Origin of the sequence: Dactylosporangium sp. McL0621 (assembly GCF_049995355.1) — a bacterium.
Classification (GTDB): Bacteria; Actinomycetota; Actinomycetes; order Mycobacteriales; family Micromonosporaceae; genus Dactylosporangium.
The window spans coordinates 6,800,162-6,813,305 of the sequence record NZ_CP188259.1 but is presented as its reverse complement, the minus strand read 5'-3'; the positions used below and the strand labels follow the sequence as shown (position 1 = coordinate 6,813,305).

At 75.1% G+C, this 13,144-nt stretch carries 14 protein-coding genes; 6 read left to right on the top strand and 8 right to left on the bottom strand.

Going from position 1 to position 13,144, the window contains the following annotated elements; all coding sequences use genetic code 11:
• Positions 1–16 precede the first annotated feature (16 nt).
• On the bottom strand, positions 17–757 hold the full coding sequence (locus ACPPVO_RS32175) for a dienelactone hydrolase family protein (RefSeq protein ID WP_426502297.1): 741 nt from the start codon (positions 755–757) through the stop codon (positions 17–19).
• A 57-nt stretch (positions 758–814) separates the two neighbouring features.
• Here ACPPVO_RS32175 and ACPPVO_RS32170 point away from each other — a divergent pair, with 57 nt between their 5' ends.
• Both ACPPVO_RS32170 and ACPPVO_RS32165 read left to right on the top strand, forming a co-directional pair.
• A complete protein-coding gene (locus tag ACPPVO_RS32170) occupies positions 815–1,852 on the top strand; it encodes a helix-turn-helix domain-containing protein (protein ID WP_426502296.1) in 1,038 nt (345 codons plus the stop codon).
• Positions 1,853–2,030: 178 nt separating this feature from the next.
• Positions 2,031–2,882 (top strand): NAD(P)H-binding protein, encoded by an 852-nt coding sequence (locus tag ACPPVO_RS32165; protein WP_426502295.1) that lies wholly within the window; start codon positions 2,031–2,033, stop codon positions 2,880–2,882.
• On the opposite strand, the gene ACPPVO_RS32160 is transcribed toward ACPPVO_RS32165, so the two are convergent.
• Genes ACPPVO_RS32160 through nhaA form a run of 4 tightly spaced genes read right to left on the bottom strand, consistent with a single transcriptional unit; the run spans position 2,875 to position 6,069 of the window.
• Positions 2,875–3,606 carry an SDR family oxidoreductase gene (locus ACPPVO_RS32160; protein WP_426502294.1) on the bottom strand — a complete coding sequence of 244 codons (732 nt, stop codon included), beginning with the start codon at positions 3,604–3,606 and terminating at the stop codon, positions 2,875–2,877. The two genes, ACPPVO_RS32165 and ACPPVO_RS32160, sit on opposite strands and share 8 nt — an antisense overlap.
• The gene (locus tag ACPPVO_RS32155; RefSeq protein ID WP_360383194.1) at positions 3,603–3,902 is read right to left on the bottom strand and encodes a putative quinol monooxygenase; all 300 of its coding nucleotides are present in this window, start codon (positions 3,900–3,902) and stop codon (positions 3,603–3,605) included. The genes ACPPVO_RS32160 and ACPPVO_RS32155 overlap by 4 nt, the downstream gene beginning before the upstream one ends.
• A 36-nt stretch (positions 3,903–3,938) precedes the next feature.
• Positions 3,939–4,826 carry a TIGR03620 family F420-dependent LLM class oxidoreductase gene (locus ACPPVO_RS32150; RefSeq protein ID WP_426502293.1) on the bottom strand — a complete coding sequence of 296 codons (888 nt, stop codon included), beginning with the start codon at positions 4,824–4,826 and terminating at the stop codon, positions 3,939–3,941.
• A 40-nt stretch (positions 4,827–4,866) separates the two neighbouring features.
• The gene (gene nhaA / locus ACPPVO_RS32145; RefSeq protein WP_426502292.1) at positions 4,867–6,069 is read right to left on the bottom strand and encodes a Na+/H+ antiporter NhaA; all 1,203 of its coding nucleotides are present in this window, start codon (positions 6,067–6,069) and stop codon (positions 4,867–4,869) included.
• A gap of 61 nt (positions 6,070–6,130) precedes the next feature.
• Here nhaA and ACPPVO_RS32140 point away from each other — a divergent pair, with 61 nt between their 5' ends.
• On the top strand, positions 6,131–6,274 hold the full coding sequence (locus ACPPVO_RS32140) for a hypothetical protein (protein ID WP_426502291.1): 144 nt from the start codon (positions 6,131–6,133) through the stop codon (positions 6,272–6,274).
• Between the two features lie 54 nt (positions 6,275–6,328).
• Positions 6,329–7,510 (top strand): hypothetical protein, encoded by a 1,182-nt coding sequence (locus ACPPVO_RS32135; protein WP_426502290.1) that lies wholly within the window; start codon positions 6,329–6,331, stop codon positions 7,508–7,510.
• A gap of 54 nt (positions 7,511–7,564) precedes the next feature.
• On the opposite strand, the gene ACPPVO_RS32130 is transcribed toward ACPPVO_RS32135, so the two are convergent.
• Positions 7,565–8,521 carry an MBL fold metallo-hydrolase gene (locus ACPPVO_RS32130; RefSeq protein WP_426502289.1) on the bottom strand — a complete coding sequence of 319 codons (957 nt, stop codon included), beginning with the start codon at positions 8,519–8,521 and terminating at the stop codon, positions 7,565–7,567.
• 74 nt (positions 8,522–8,595) lie between these two features.
• Positions 8,596–9,468 carry a serine hydrolase gene (locus ACPPVO_RS32125; RefSeq protein WP_426502288.1) on the bottom strand — a complete coding sequence of 291 codons (873 nt, stop codon included), beginning with the start codon at positions 9,466–9,468 and terminating at the stop codon, positions 8,596–8,598.
• Positions 9,469–9,480: 12 nt separating this feature from the next.
• On the opposite strand from ACPPVO_RS32125, the gene ACPPVO_RS32120 reads away from it, so the two are divergent.
• Positions 9,481–10,446 (top strand): LysR family transcriptional regulator, encoded by a 966-nt coding sequence (locus ACPPVO_RS32120; protein WP_426502287.1) that lies wholly within the window; start codon positions 9,481–9,483, stop codon positions 10,444–10,446.
• Positions 10,447–10,448: 2 nt separating this feature from the next.
• On the opposite strand, the gene ACPPVO_RS32115 is transcribed toward ACPPVO_RS32120, so the two are convergent.
• Positions 10,449–11,054 carry a TetR/AcrR family transcriptional regulator gene (locus tag ACPPVO_RS32115; protein WP_426502286.1) on the bottom strand — a complete coding sequence of 202 codons (606 nt, stop codon included), beginning with the start codon at positions 11,052–11,054 and terminating at the stop codon, positions 10,449–10,451.
• 105 nt (positions 11,055–11,159) lie between these two features.
• Between ACPPVO_RS32115 and ACPPVO_RS32110 the strand changes: the two genes are divergently transcribed.
• The gene (locus tag ACPPVO_RS32110; RefSeq protein ID WP_426502285.1) at positions 11,160–13,139 is read left to right on the top strand and encodes an acyl-CoA dehydrogenase family protein; all 1,980 of its coding nucleotides are present in this window, start codon (positions 11,160–11,162) and stop codon (positions 13,137–13,139) included.
• Positions 13,140–13,144 lie beyond the last annotated feature (5 nt).

Below are 13,144 nucleotides of genomic sequence, written 5' to 3'. Positions count from 1 at the left end.
CCCCGCCGCGACCGGGTCAAACGAGGAACGCCGCCAGCCGGCGCCAGACGTCGTCCACGGTATCCGGCCGCACCTCCCGGTCGAGGTAGTGCCGCTCGAAGAACCCGTGCGGCGCTCCGGGATAGACGACGAGCTCATGCGGTACACCCGCCGCAGTCAAATGTTCGTCGAACGCCCGCGGGACGGCGGCCGGAACGACCTCGTCGGCGCCGCCGAAGAGCCCGAGCACGGGGACCCGCACGCCGGCGACGAACGCGTCGGGCAGCGCCGGCTCGCGGCCCAGGTCGCCGGTCCACGGGTAGAACGCGACGACGCCGGCGACGTCGATGCCGGTGGTACCGGCCAGCAGCGCGGTGGCCCCGCCGAGGCAGAAGCCGAGCACGTAGGGCCGGCCGCCGAGGCGCTGCACCGCGGCGGCCACGTCGAGCAGCATCGTGTCGCGGAGGAGCCGCCGCTGGTGCGGCAGGTAGTCGAAGCGGCCGTCGCGCGCGGGTGACGCGGCCGTGCGGCCGTAGTAGTCGATCGCGAGCGTGGGGTGCCCGAGCCCGGCGAACCTCCCCGCCAGCTCGCGGTAGAACGGGTCGAGGCCGCCGGCGTCGGGCAGCAGGACGATCGCGGGCCCGGCCGGTCGCTCGGGCCGTGCCAGGAACGCGGCCACCCGGCTGCCGTCGGCGGCGGTCAGCTCGAGCTCGGCCCCGCGGACCGGATGCTCCTCGCCGGGCGGCACGGGTACGAGGTCGCTCTCGTCGTAACACATGCCCGCAGTTATCGCAGCCTCCCGCTCCCGGGCCATAACGATGTAGCGTTGTGCTTCATGATCAGGTACGAGCTGGGCGGCACGGACCTGGGCGACGTCCGGTTCGCGGTGTCGCCGCTGAACGAGCTCGTCCTGTCCCTGCGCGCCTGGCGGCACCCCGGCCTCTTCCCGCTGCACCTGCCCTGGCTGCGGGATCTGGCGTCGGTACGCGACCAGCTCGACGACGCCGTCCTGCTCGCCCTCACCAACGAGCGCGGCTGGACGCCCGACTTCCTCAGCCCGCGCCCGCACTCGCCGCTGACCCGTCTCGACGACGAGCTGGCCCGGCTGGCCGGCACCGACCCGGCCGCCGTGCGCCGCGACCTGCGGGCCGTGCACGGGACCACCCCGCTGCCGCCGCCGCTGCGGGGCTCCGGCCCGCGCGTGCTCGCCCGCATCGTCGCCGCGCTGCGCGACTACTGGCAGCGATGCTTCGCGCCGCACTGGCCCCGGATGCGGGCGCTGCTCGAGGGCGACGTGACGTACCGGGGCCGCCGCCTCGCCCAGGGCGGCCCGGCGGCGATGTTCGCGGAGCTGTCGGGCACCGTGCGCCTCGCCGGCCGCGTGGTCGAGGTCCGGCTGCCGAACGCCGAGGTGCGCTACACCCGGGTGGTCACCGACGGCCTGACCCTGGTGCCGACCCTGTGGACCTGGAACGCGTCGGCCCCGATCGCACCGGAGGAGCCCCCGATGATCCTGTACGCGGCGCGCGGCCTGGCCACCCTGTGGCAGCCGCAGACCCTGCCCGCCCCGGGCGCCGTCGCCGAGCTCATCGGCGCCACGCGCGCGGGCCTGCTGCGGCACCTGGAGACGCCGGCCTCGTCCACGGAGCTGGCCTCGCGCCTGGGCGTGACGCCGTCGGCCGTGAACCAGCACCTGCGGGCCCTGCACGCGGGCGGCCTGCTCATCACGGCGCGGCACGGGCGGTCGGTGCTGTACCGCCGCTCGGACCTCGGCGACCGGCTGCTCGGGCTCAGTACCGAAACGCCGTCACCAGGTCCCTCAGCCGCCCGCCGGACCGGTCGAGCTCCCCGGCGACCCGGCCGCCCTACCTGAGCTGAATCCCGCATCGTCCAGGCGCTCCAGGCGGGTCCAGCTGGCCCAGCCGCGCTCGCGCATCAGCTGCCGGTACGACTTCTCGATGCCCTGCACGTGGATGCTCATGGCGGCAAGCATGGAGGGTTGACGCTGCGTCAGGGTCAAGCCCGTGCTAGGCAGAAGGATGCGGATTCTGATGACCGGGGGCACCGGGAACGTCGGCCGGCTCGTCGTGGAGCAGCTCGTCGCGGCGGGCGTCGACGTGCGGGTGATGAGTCGCAGGCCGCGCGCCGACCGGCCCGGCGGCGTCGAGGTCGTCCCGGGCGACCTGGCCGAGCCGGACAGCCTGGGTCCGGCGCTGCGGGGCGTGGACCGGATGTACCTGTTCCCGTACGCGGCGACGGCGCCGCAGGTGGTCGCGCTGGCCGGGCGCGCGGGGGTCCGCCGGATCGTGACGCTGTCCTCGGGGGCGGTGACCACCGGGTACGACACCAACTTCCACCTGCCCGTGGAGCAGGCGGTGGAGGCGTCCGGGCTGGAGTGGACGCACGTGCGGCCCGGCGAGTTCATGCTCAACACGCTGTGGCTGTGGGGCCCGTCGATCCGGGCCGAGCGGGTGGTGCGCGACCCGTTCCCGGACTGGGCCGGCCACCCCGTGCACGAGCGCGACGTCGCCGACGTGGCGACCGTGGCGCTGCTGGGGGAGGGGCATGAGCACAGGGCGTACACCCTGAACGGCCCGGCCTGGATCAGCCGGCGCGAACAGATCCAGTCGATCGCCGGCGCGATCGGGGCCGACATCCGGCTCGAGGTGGTCACGCCGGCAAGGGCCCGGGAGCTGTACCTCGCGCAGGGCGGCTTCGCGGCCGCCTCGGCCGACTTCCTCACCGGCTTCGAGTCGTACTCCGGCGGCGACGAGGCGGTCGTCGACGCGCCGGTCGCCGATGCGCCCGCCGACACCTCGCTGACCACGGCGCAGGACGTCACCGGCCGGCCGGCGCGCACGTTCGCCGCGTGGGCCCGCGACCACGCCGGCGACTTCAGGTGAGCTGCTGGCCGCCGTCGACGTCGTAGGTCGCGCCGGTCAGGGCCGTGTTCGTCATCAGGTGTACCGCCAGGGCCGCCACGTCGCCCGGGCCGACCACGCGGCGGATGGGCAGGTGCGCGCGCAGCTCCGCGCGGCGCACGTCGAGGTCGTCGCCGAGCAGGCGGGCCGACAGGTCGGTGTCGACGAACCCGGCGGCGATGAGGTTGACCCGCACCGGCGCGAGCTCCAGCGCCAGGTTCGCCACCAGCGCGGGCATCGCGGCGGTGAGGGCGCCCGACAGCAACTGGCCGGGGCCGGGACGGCGGCCGCCGGTACCACCCATGAACAGCAGCGTCCCGGACGGGCGGATCTTCCCGGTGACGGCGCGGGCGAGGTGCAGCGGCAGCCACAGGTGCTCGTCGACGAGGCGGCGGGCCTGCGCGAAGTCGAGGTCGGCCAGGCGCGTGTAGTAGTTGCCGCCCACGGTCACCATGACGTGGTCGACCGGCTCGGCCCGCTCGGCGAAGAACCCTTGCAGGGCCTCGGGATCCGTGGCGTCGAAGGCCGCGACGCCGGCGGCGTCGAGGTTCGCCGCGGCCCGGGCGAGGCGGTCCTGGTCGCGGCCGACGAGCAGCACGTCGGCCCCGGACGTGCTGGCCTGGCGGGCCGTCTCCAGGCCGATGCCGCCGCTGCCGCCGAGCACCACCACGGTCTGCCCGGACAGCGGGGCGCTGCCGCCCGTCACCCGAACCCCTGGACCGGCTCGACCATCTCGACGCGCCGGTGCACGGCCCAGTGCTCGGCCTCGGTGAGCAGCCGCCGGGTGTGCGCCTGCCGCCGGTGCTCGTCGAGCGCCTCGTCGTCGCGGTAGAGCTCGTAGACGACCCGGGCGAGCGGCTCGCCGGCGACGTGATGCATGGTGTACGCGATGGCGCCCGGCTCGCTCGCCCGGACCGCCGCGCTCGTCTCGGCCGCGAGCCGGTCGAACGCGCGGGCCGCTTCCTCGTCGCGCAGGTCGAATCGCACCAGGAGTCCCAACACGGTTCCGAGCGTAGGGCGGCCGGAGGTACCGTCGCCTCACCCCAAAAGCGGTGCGAGCTCCTCGAGCTGGCGCAGGGTGTCGTTGGGGCCCTCGCCGAGGGGCTGGACGAGCACGTGGTCGGCGCCCGCGTCGTGGTGGGCCTTCACGCGCTCGACGATGTCCGCCGGGGTGCCCCAGGCGACGATCGCGTCGACGAGCCGGTCGCTGCCGGCCCCGGCCAGGTCCTCGTCGGCGAGCCCCAGGCGGCGGAGGTTTTTCACGTAGTTCGGCAGCTGCAGGTACCGCACGGTGTGCCGCCGCGCCACCTCGCGCGCCACCTGCGGGCTCGTCTCCACGACCACGGCCTGCTCGGGGATGAGCAGGCGGTCGGGGCCGAGCGCGGCGCGGGCCTCGGCGGTGTGCTCGGGCGGAACGAAGTACGTGTGCGCGCCGTCGGTGCGGTCGGCGGCCAGCTCCAGCATGCGCGGGCCGAGCGCGGCGAGGACGACGGGCAGGGTGGCCGGGGTCTCGCCCATCGCCGTGAGGTACTCGCGCATGCGCTGCAGCGGATTGCGGTACGCCTGACCGGACTGCTCCACTATCGGCGCGTGGCTGACGCCCAGCCCGAGGACGAACCGCCCCGGCCAGGCATCGGCGAGCGTGGCCGCCGCGGCGCGGGCCGTGCTGCCGTGGCGCGCCCAGATGTTCGCGATCCCGGTGCCGGCCACGATCCGCGAGGTGGCGGCCAGCCACACCGCCTCCTGCGCGAAGACGTCGTTGGCCCCGACGACCTCGCCCTGCCACACCGAGCGGTACCCGAGCGCCTCGATGCGGGCCACCACCTCGCGCTGCACGGCGGCGGGCTCCCGCTGCACCGCGTTGGTCCACACCCCGACGCCCCCGAGGGCCTGCCTGATCGCCGTCACACGCTGCGGTACCGACATGGCTTCATTCTTCCCGGCCAGCGGCCAAACATGCGCGGCATCACGCCGGCGGGGCGCGGCGGCGGTACCGGGCCGCGCGGACCGACAGGATGGCCCCGGCGAGGACTGTCGCGATCGCGGAGCCCGCGAGCACGCCGCTCTTGGCGTCGTCGAGCAGGCGCTGGCTGCCGTAGGACAGCTCGGCCATGAGCAGCGAGATCGTGAAGCCGATGCCGGCCAGCTGGGCCAGGCCCACGATGTCCCACCAGCCCAGCTCGGGGCTGAGCTCGGCCGGCGTGAGCGCCGCGGTCAGCCAGGCCCCGCCGGCGATCCCGGCGACCTTGCCGAGGACGAGCCCGAGGACGATCCCGACGGTGACCGTGTCGCCGAAGGGGCTGGCGGCGCGGAAGCTGACCCCGGCGGCCAGGAAGGCGAAGACGGGCAGGACCACCGCGGCGGTGACGGGCCGCAGCAGGTGCTCGGCCCGGTGGCTCGGGTCGGTCGCCTCGCCCGGCAGGGCCCGGGTCCGCATCAGCAGCCCCAGCGCGGCGCCGGCGATCGTCGCGTGGACCCCGCTCTCGTGCGTCAGGACCCAGACCGCGACCGCCAGCGGTACCGCGACCGCCCACCCCGGCACCCGCAGCGCCCGCAGCCACGCCGCGGCCCGCCCGGTCTGCAGCAGCCCGAACACGGCGAGCAGGCCCAGCGCGGCCACGAGCGGCGGCCAGCTCACCCCGGCCGCGTAGAACACCGCGATCACGACGATGGCGACGAGGTCGTCGACGACGGCGAGGGTCAGCAGGAACGTACGCAATGCGGGCGGGATCCCGCGGCCGACCAGGGCCAGCACGGCGACGGCGAATGCGACGTCGGTCGCCATCGGGATGCCCCAGCCGGCGGCGGCCTCGCCGTGCCCGGCGTTGACCAAGGTGAACACGAGCGCCGGGACGACGACACCGGCCAGGGCGGCGGCGATCGGGAGCAGCGCCCGGCGCGGGTGGCGCAGCTCGCCGTGGACGAACTCCTGCTTGAGCTCGTTGCCGACGAGGAAGAAGAACACCGCGAGCAGCCCGTCGGCGGCCCACACGGCCAGCGACAGGTGTAGATGCCAGGCGGCCGGCCCGACCTCGGTGCCGCGCAGCGTCTCGTAGGCCGCGGCCCACCGCGAGTTCGCCCAGACCAGCGCCGCGACCGTCGCCACGAGCAGCAGCACGCCCCCGACCACGTCCCGGCGCAGCGCCGCAGCGACCTTCACCGCCGCCATCCTACGGTCGGGACCAGCGGCTTTCGCTCACTCGCAGCGCGCCACGGGTGGCCGCCCGCGGATGAACTACGCCCCGCCGCCGCGGAACCCGGGGGAGCGGATGGCCGCGGCGATGCCCCGGCTGATGGCCGCCACGGAGGGCGGCATCTTCTTGCTGGTCCCGGCGCTGCGGCTGACCCGGGCGGCGCGGGTGAGCGCGGCCTGAGGACGGCCTCCGGCGGGGCAATGCGAACCGCGGACATCGACTACGGTGACGTCCGTGACCTATCCACCGAGCGGTGAACCCAGCCACGACCAGTACTACGGCGCCCAACCGGCGCCGTCCGGGCCACCGACCGGTGCCTTCCCGGGCCAGCCGGCCACGCCCGGCTACCCGCCGCAGCCGCAGTACGGGGAGCCGGCCGCGCCGGGCTACCGGCCGCCGCAGCAGTACGGGGAGCCGGCCGCGCCGGGCTACCCGCCGCAGCAGTACGGGGAGCCGGCCGCGCCGGGCTACCCGCCGCAGCAGTACGGGGAGCCGGCCGCGCCCGGCCACCCGTCACAGCCGCAGTACGGGGCGCCGCAGTACCCGCCGCCGACCGGCGCTTTTCCGAGCCAGCCGCCGGGGCCGCCGCCGACCGGGGCCTTCCCCGGCCAGCCGGCCGCGCCGGGTTACCCACCGCAGTACGCGCCGCCCCCCGGGTACCCGCCGCAGCCGCCGCCCACCCAGTCCTGGCAGGCGCCCGGGCCGCCGCCCGGCGGACCGCGCGGCACGATGCCCTGGGTGCTGATCAGCGTGATCGCCGGCGTCGTGGTCCTGGCCCTGGTCGGCGGCGTGCTGGCCATCCGCCAGCTGACGAGCTCCGACGACCCGGAGACGCCGAGCGCCCAGTCGGCCTCGACCACGGGCGCGACCACCACCGGCCCCGCGCTGCCGACCAGGGCCCCGACGAAGGGCGCCACCCCGACGAAGGCGGCCGCGCCGGCGAAGTACGCCGCGCCGGGCGACCTGTGCTCGTCGGACCTGACCGCGCTCGGCCCCTACGCGGCCAAGAAGGAGAAGTCCACGCCGAACGTGCGCAAGACCGGCGACGTCGCCCGCTCGGACTGCGACTTCGATCTGCGCATGTCCTCCGGCGTGAAGGTGACCTTCGGCATCAAGACCCAGGTGTACGCGACCGCCGAGGACGCGAAGGACTACTTCGACGTCGGCTACGACGCGGACAAGAAACGGTTCTTCGACGCCGACCTGAGCGGCCTGGGCGAGCAGTCGTACGGCACCAACCGGGACTGGGACATCGGCTCGAAGACCAGCGACTATACGATCCGCCTGGTCGACAGCAACCTCTACTTCTCGGTGAGCCTGGTGACCTTCGGCACCAGCTTCGTGCCGAAGGACCAGCTCAAGCCGAAGGTGATCGACGAGGCCAAGGCGCTCATCGCCAAACTGCCCACGGCCTGACGCCGTCCGCCCGGCCGGGGGAAGCGCCTGTCGTTTCCCCCGGCCGCGGGGGCGTCAGAAGGTGTACGGCGTGTCGTACTCCGGCATCAGCACCCGGGCGCGCGGCGAGGCCTGGTGGATCGCGGCGACGAACGCGTCGAGCTTCGCCTTGTCCGAGGCGGCCACCGCCGGCGGGTTGTGCAGCGGGGTCTCGAAGTTGTCCCAGTGCACCGGGACGACCACCCGCGGGTGGTCCAGCGCCGTCAGCAGCCGCGCGGTGAAGTCGTGCACGACGCCGCCGGACGGCAGGGCGACCATCGCCACGTCCGGGGCCAGGCCGGTGAGGTTGCGCCCGACGAAGTCGCTGCCGCCCATGAAGAAGACCTTCGGGCCGCCGGCGATCGTCACCTGGTAGGCGAGGGTGTCGCCCTCCGGCAGGTCCGCGATCGTCTGCGGGGCCGGCGGCTGGGCGACCCGCACGCCCGGGAACGCGAGCGAGTAGGCGGCGTTGCGGCTGTGCAGCGCCGCGATCACCTCGACGGTGTAGTCGCCGAAGTCGAGGTACTCGCCGCCCTTGACCGGGATCGCCTGGCCGCCCGGGACGCCCGAGGCGAGCGCCAGGTGGTAGGCGGTGAGGGTGCCCAGGACGCGGACGCCGGCGACGGTCTTCGCGATGTGCGGTACGTCGTTGAAGTGGTCCCAGTGCGTGTGCGTGACCAGGACCGTCTCCGGCTTGCCGATCCGCGGGCCGATCGCGTCGGGGTCGGCCTGAAGCGGCGTCGCCGGGTCGAACGCGCCGGTGAACAGGCCGGTGGGGTAGCGCGTGAGGTACGGGTCGACGAGGACCGTGCGCCCGTTGACGTCGATGCGCCAGCCGGAGGTACCGAACCATCGGAATGTGCCGTTGCCGGAGCGGTCGGCGGCCGGGGCGGCCGCGGCTCGGCCGGCGGCGGCGAGGCCGGTGGCCACGGCGGTGCCGGCGACGGCGGTGCGGATGAGGGCGCGGCGGTTCAGATCACGAGTTTCGATCATGGCGACCACCCAAGCACCGCGCCGCTCGGGCTGTCCAAGACCAAGGCCCGGCACGGCCCATATCCGAGTGGATATCAGCGCTGGTCACGCAGCCCGGCGACGGCGGCCGCGGCGGCCCGGCCCAGGGCCGTGTCGACCTCGATGCGGGGCGCGCGGCCGCCGCCGGTGACGAAGACCGCGACCGCGTAGCGACCGCCGTCCGGGTACTCCGCGACCCCGATCTCCATCGCGAGCCCCGGCAGCGTGCCGGTCTTGCCCGCGACCCGGACCTCGGCCGGGAACCCCGACCGGAGCCGGGTCCAGAACATCTGCCGGGCCATGAGGTCGCGGACCGCCGCGCACGCCGCGGGCGGGCCGGCCTCGTCGCGCCAGACCAGGCCGAGCAGGCGGGTCATCTCCTCGGGGGTGCTCGACGTCGTGCGCCGCGGGTCGAACACGCGCAGCGCCGCCACCCGCTCCGGCGGCAGCGTCGGGAACAGCCGCGCGAACTCGGCGTCGTCGCGGGCGCCGATGTCGGCGAACATCGACTCGAGCATCTCCCGGGGGCCGCCGACGACGTGGGTGCGGTGCAGGCCGAGCTCGGCGGCGAGCAGCGCGAGCAGGTCCGGGCCGCCGAGTCGGCGCAGCAGGACGTCGGCGGCGCTGTTGTCGCTGACGGACATGGCGAAGTACGCGAGGTCGCGCAGGGACAGCTCGACGTCGTCCGCGCATCCGGCGGTACCCCAGCCGCCGAGGCGGTCGCCGGCGCCGATCACGACACGCTCGGCCGGGTCGAGGGCGCCGGCCGCGACCTGCCGGGCGAACTCCAGGACCAGCAGGACCTTGACGATCGACGACAGCACGACCGGCTCGCCGGCGCCCACGCCGACCGCCCGCCCCGAGTCGATGTCGCACGCGTGCAGCCGGCCCCGCACCCCGGCCGCGGCGAAGGCCTCCTCGATCAACATAAGGTCAACTCTATGGCCGACCTGTCCAGGCACCTGCGGTATTTCCTCGTCGTCGCCGAGGAGCTGCACTTCAGCCGGGCCGCGGAGGTGCTCGGCATCGCCCAGCCGCCGCTGAGCCAGGCGATGCGCCGCCTGGAGCGCGAACTGGGCGTGACGCTGTTCGACCGGCTGCCGCGCGGTACCGAGCTCACCGCGGCCGGCCGCGCCCTGCGCGACGAGGCGCCCCAGTTCCTGGCGGCCGAGCGGCGCCTGCGCGCGCTCATGCACAGCATCCGCGACGGCGACCTCGGCACCCTGCGCGCCGGGGTGCCGCCGGAGACGCCCGCGGCCGCTCTCGGCGAGCTCCTGCGCCGCCTCGGCGAGCAGGCCCCCGGGCTCGACGTCGACCTGCAGGAGCTGACCACCGCCGAGCAGCTCGACCTGCTGGCCGCGGCGCGGCTGGACGTGGGCCTCGTGCACCACCCGGTCGACGCGGCCGACCTGCGCCGCGGACCGGTCACCCGGGTGCGTCTCGGCGTCGTGCTGCCGCGCGTCTCGCCGCTGGCCCGGCTGGCCGAGCTCACCGCGGACCAGCTCGCCGGGCAGGGGCTCGTGGTGTTTCCGCGGGCGACGGCGCCGGCGTGGTACGACACCCTGATCGGCGCCTGCCGGGAACTCGGGTTCGTGCCGTCGCGGGTGCGCCACGCCCGCAATCCGGAGTTCCTCTGCGGCCTCGTCCTGGCCGGGCTCGGGGTGGGCCTGGAGCGCGAGGACGCGGTGCGGCGCGAGCCGCGGGTCGCGTGGCGGCCCCTCGCGGGCGACCCGCTGTGGCAGGAGACGTCGGCGGTGTGGCCGCGGCGCGCCCCGCACCCGGCGGCGGCGCGGTTCGGCGAGCTGGCCGGCGCCGTGCTGGAGACCCGTGCCGACGTGCCCGGGCGCATCCTGGGCGCGCCGGGCCCGTGGTCGGTGGTGTTCGATCGCGCGCGTACCGCAGACTGACGTCAGGCGGGGGCGGTCACGGCGTGCAGCAGGAAGTCCACGAGGCGCCGGGCGTGGGCGGCGGTGTCCTGGGCGAGCGCGGCCCGCATGTCCGGCGGTGTGCTCATCGCGTGCATCATGGCGCCGCCGACGAGCGTGTCCAGCAGCAGCGTGATCGACGCGCCGGCGGGCAGCTCGCCACGGTCGATGCCGCGGCGCACGATGGCCCGTGCGGCGAGCGTCTGGGCCGTGCGCATCGCCTCGTAGTGCTCGGCGACGCCGGGGATCGTGGCGGCCTCCAGGGGCAGGCGCAGCGCCGCCCGGCTCGTGGGCCCGGCGTACAGGTCGAGCATCTGGGTCGCCAGCTCGACGAGGTCGCCGTCCAGGCTCCCGGTGTCGACGTCGCTGACCTGGAGCAGCCCGGTCGTGAGGGCGTCGGTCAGCAGCGCCTCCTTGCCGGCCCAGCGCAGGTAGACCGAGGCCTTGCCGACGCCGGCGCGCCGGGCGACGACCTCCATGGCGAAGCCGGCCCAGCCGTTGTCGCCGAACACGTCCAGCGCGGCCCGGACGATCCGGCGGTCCACCGCCGGGTCGCGGGGCCGGCCCGCCGCTGAGGGCGTCTCGCTCATCGTGACCATCCTCCGGGTCGACCGGGCCGGGCGTATTGCTGAACGGTTTCCGTCAGAATACACTGCTGAAACATGAACGGTTAGCGTTCAGTATTGGAGGGCGGCATGACACCGGACGAACTCGAGGCGCTGCGCGATGCCGTGCATGGGGCCGCCGCGAAGCACTGGGGCCGGGCCACGGCCGCCGGGACCGTCGACCTCGACGACGTGTACTCGGCCGGCGAGGCCCAGGGCTGGTTCGAGATCGGCGCGGACGACAACCTCGCCGCCGCGCTGACCGTCACCCGGGCGCTCGGCGCGGTCGCCTGCCCGCTGCCCGTCATGGACGCCTTCGTCGCGGCCCGCCTTGGGCTGTCCGGGCGGATCCTCGTCACCGTTGTGCCGGAGCACCTGGACGCGGCCGGGGCGGCCACCCAGGTGCTGCTCCTGAAGGAGGCCTCGCTGCACGAGATCACCGGCCGCGAGGAGCAGCCCGGCCTGGCCGTCCCGGCCTGGTCCAGCGTGCGCCTCGGCCCGCCCGTGCGGATCGTCGAGATCGCGGCCCGGCGGCGCGACGAGGCCGTCGCGCTGCTGCGGCTGGGTCTGGCCGCCCGGGCCCTGGCCGCCGCGCAGCGCGCCCACGAGATGGCGGTCGAGCACGCCAAGGTACGCCGGCAGTTCGGCCGGGCGATCGGCTCGTTCGGCGCGGTCCAGCAGCGGGCGGCCACGTGCCAGATCGACGTGAGCGCCGGCAACCACCTCATCGACCGGGCCGCCGAGGCGTACGCCGCCGGCCGCGACGACTGGCCGCTGCGGGCCGAGATCGCGGTCGAGTTCGCCGCCGCGGCCGCCCGCCGGGTGCAGCTCGGCGCCCACCACACCCTGGCCGCCATCGGGTATTTCGAGGAGCACGAGGCGCCGTGGCTGTTCCGCCGCGTGCACGCCGACGTCACCCGGCTGGCCGATCTCCCGCCCGGCCCCGGCAGCGTCGCCGACGTGCTGGTCGAGACCGGCTCGTCGCTGCCGGCCCTCGACGCCGACGAGCCGTTCCGTCACGAGGTCCGCGCGCTGATCGCCGCCTCGGACGACGGGACGGTCGCCGACGCGATGGCCGCGCGCGGCTGGTTCGGGATGGGCTGGCCGGAGCAGGCCGGCGGCCGCAACGCCTCGCTCGCCGAGCAGGTCGTGCTGCACGAGGAGATCACGTACGCGCGGGCGCCCGTCACGCTGCAGCTCGGCTCGGTGATGCTGCTCGGCGGCTCGATCCTGCGGCACGGCAGCGCCGAGCAGCAGCAGACGTTCCTGCCGCTGATCCGGGCCGGGAAGCTGCGCTTCTGCCTCGGTTACAGCGAGCCCGAGGCCGGCTCCGACCTGGCCTCGCTCCGCACACGCGCCGAGCGCGACGGCGACGGCTGGGTGGTCAACGGGCAGAAGCTGTGGACCACCGGCGGCCACGAGGCCAGCCACGTCTGGCTGGCCACGCGCACTGACCCCGGTGCCAACCCGCGGCACGCCGGGATCACCGTCTTCCTCGTGCCGATGGACACCCCCGGCATCACCGTGCAGCGGCATCGCGCCCTGTCCGGGGAGATCTCTTGTACGGTCTTCTACGACGACGTACGCATCCCCGACAGCTACAGGGTCGGCGAGGTCGACGGCGGCTGGAAGGTCATCACCGACGCCCTGGCCGGCGAACGCGTCCTCATGGGCGGCATCGCCGCGAGCCTGCTGCGCCAGCTCGACGACCTCCTCGGCGTCGTGCGCACAGATCCCGATCGCTATGTCGGCCCGCGCGGATCGGCGCGGCGGGCCCGCCTCGGCGAGCTGGCCGTGACCCTGCAGGCCAACCGGGCCCTCGTGGCCGCCGCGATCGGCGCCACCGCCGGCGGCCTCGGCGCCCGCCTCGAGGCGCCGATGGCGGGCGTCCTGGGCGGCGAGCTGGCCGAGCAGTTCGGCGAGGCGATGCTCGACATCCTGGGCCCGCGCGCGGCCCTGACCGGCGACTTCGAGTACGGCCTCCGGCTGTCGATCATGTACGTGGTCGGCGGCGGCACCAACGACATCCAGCGCGGGCTCATCGCCCGCGGACTCGGCCTTCCCCGCTAGGGGCT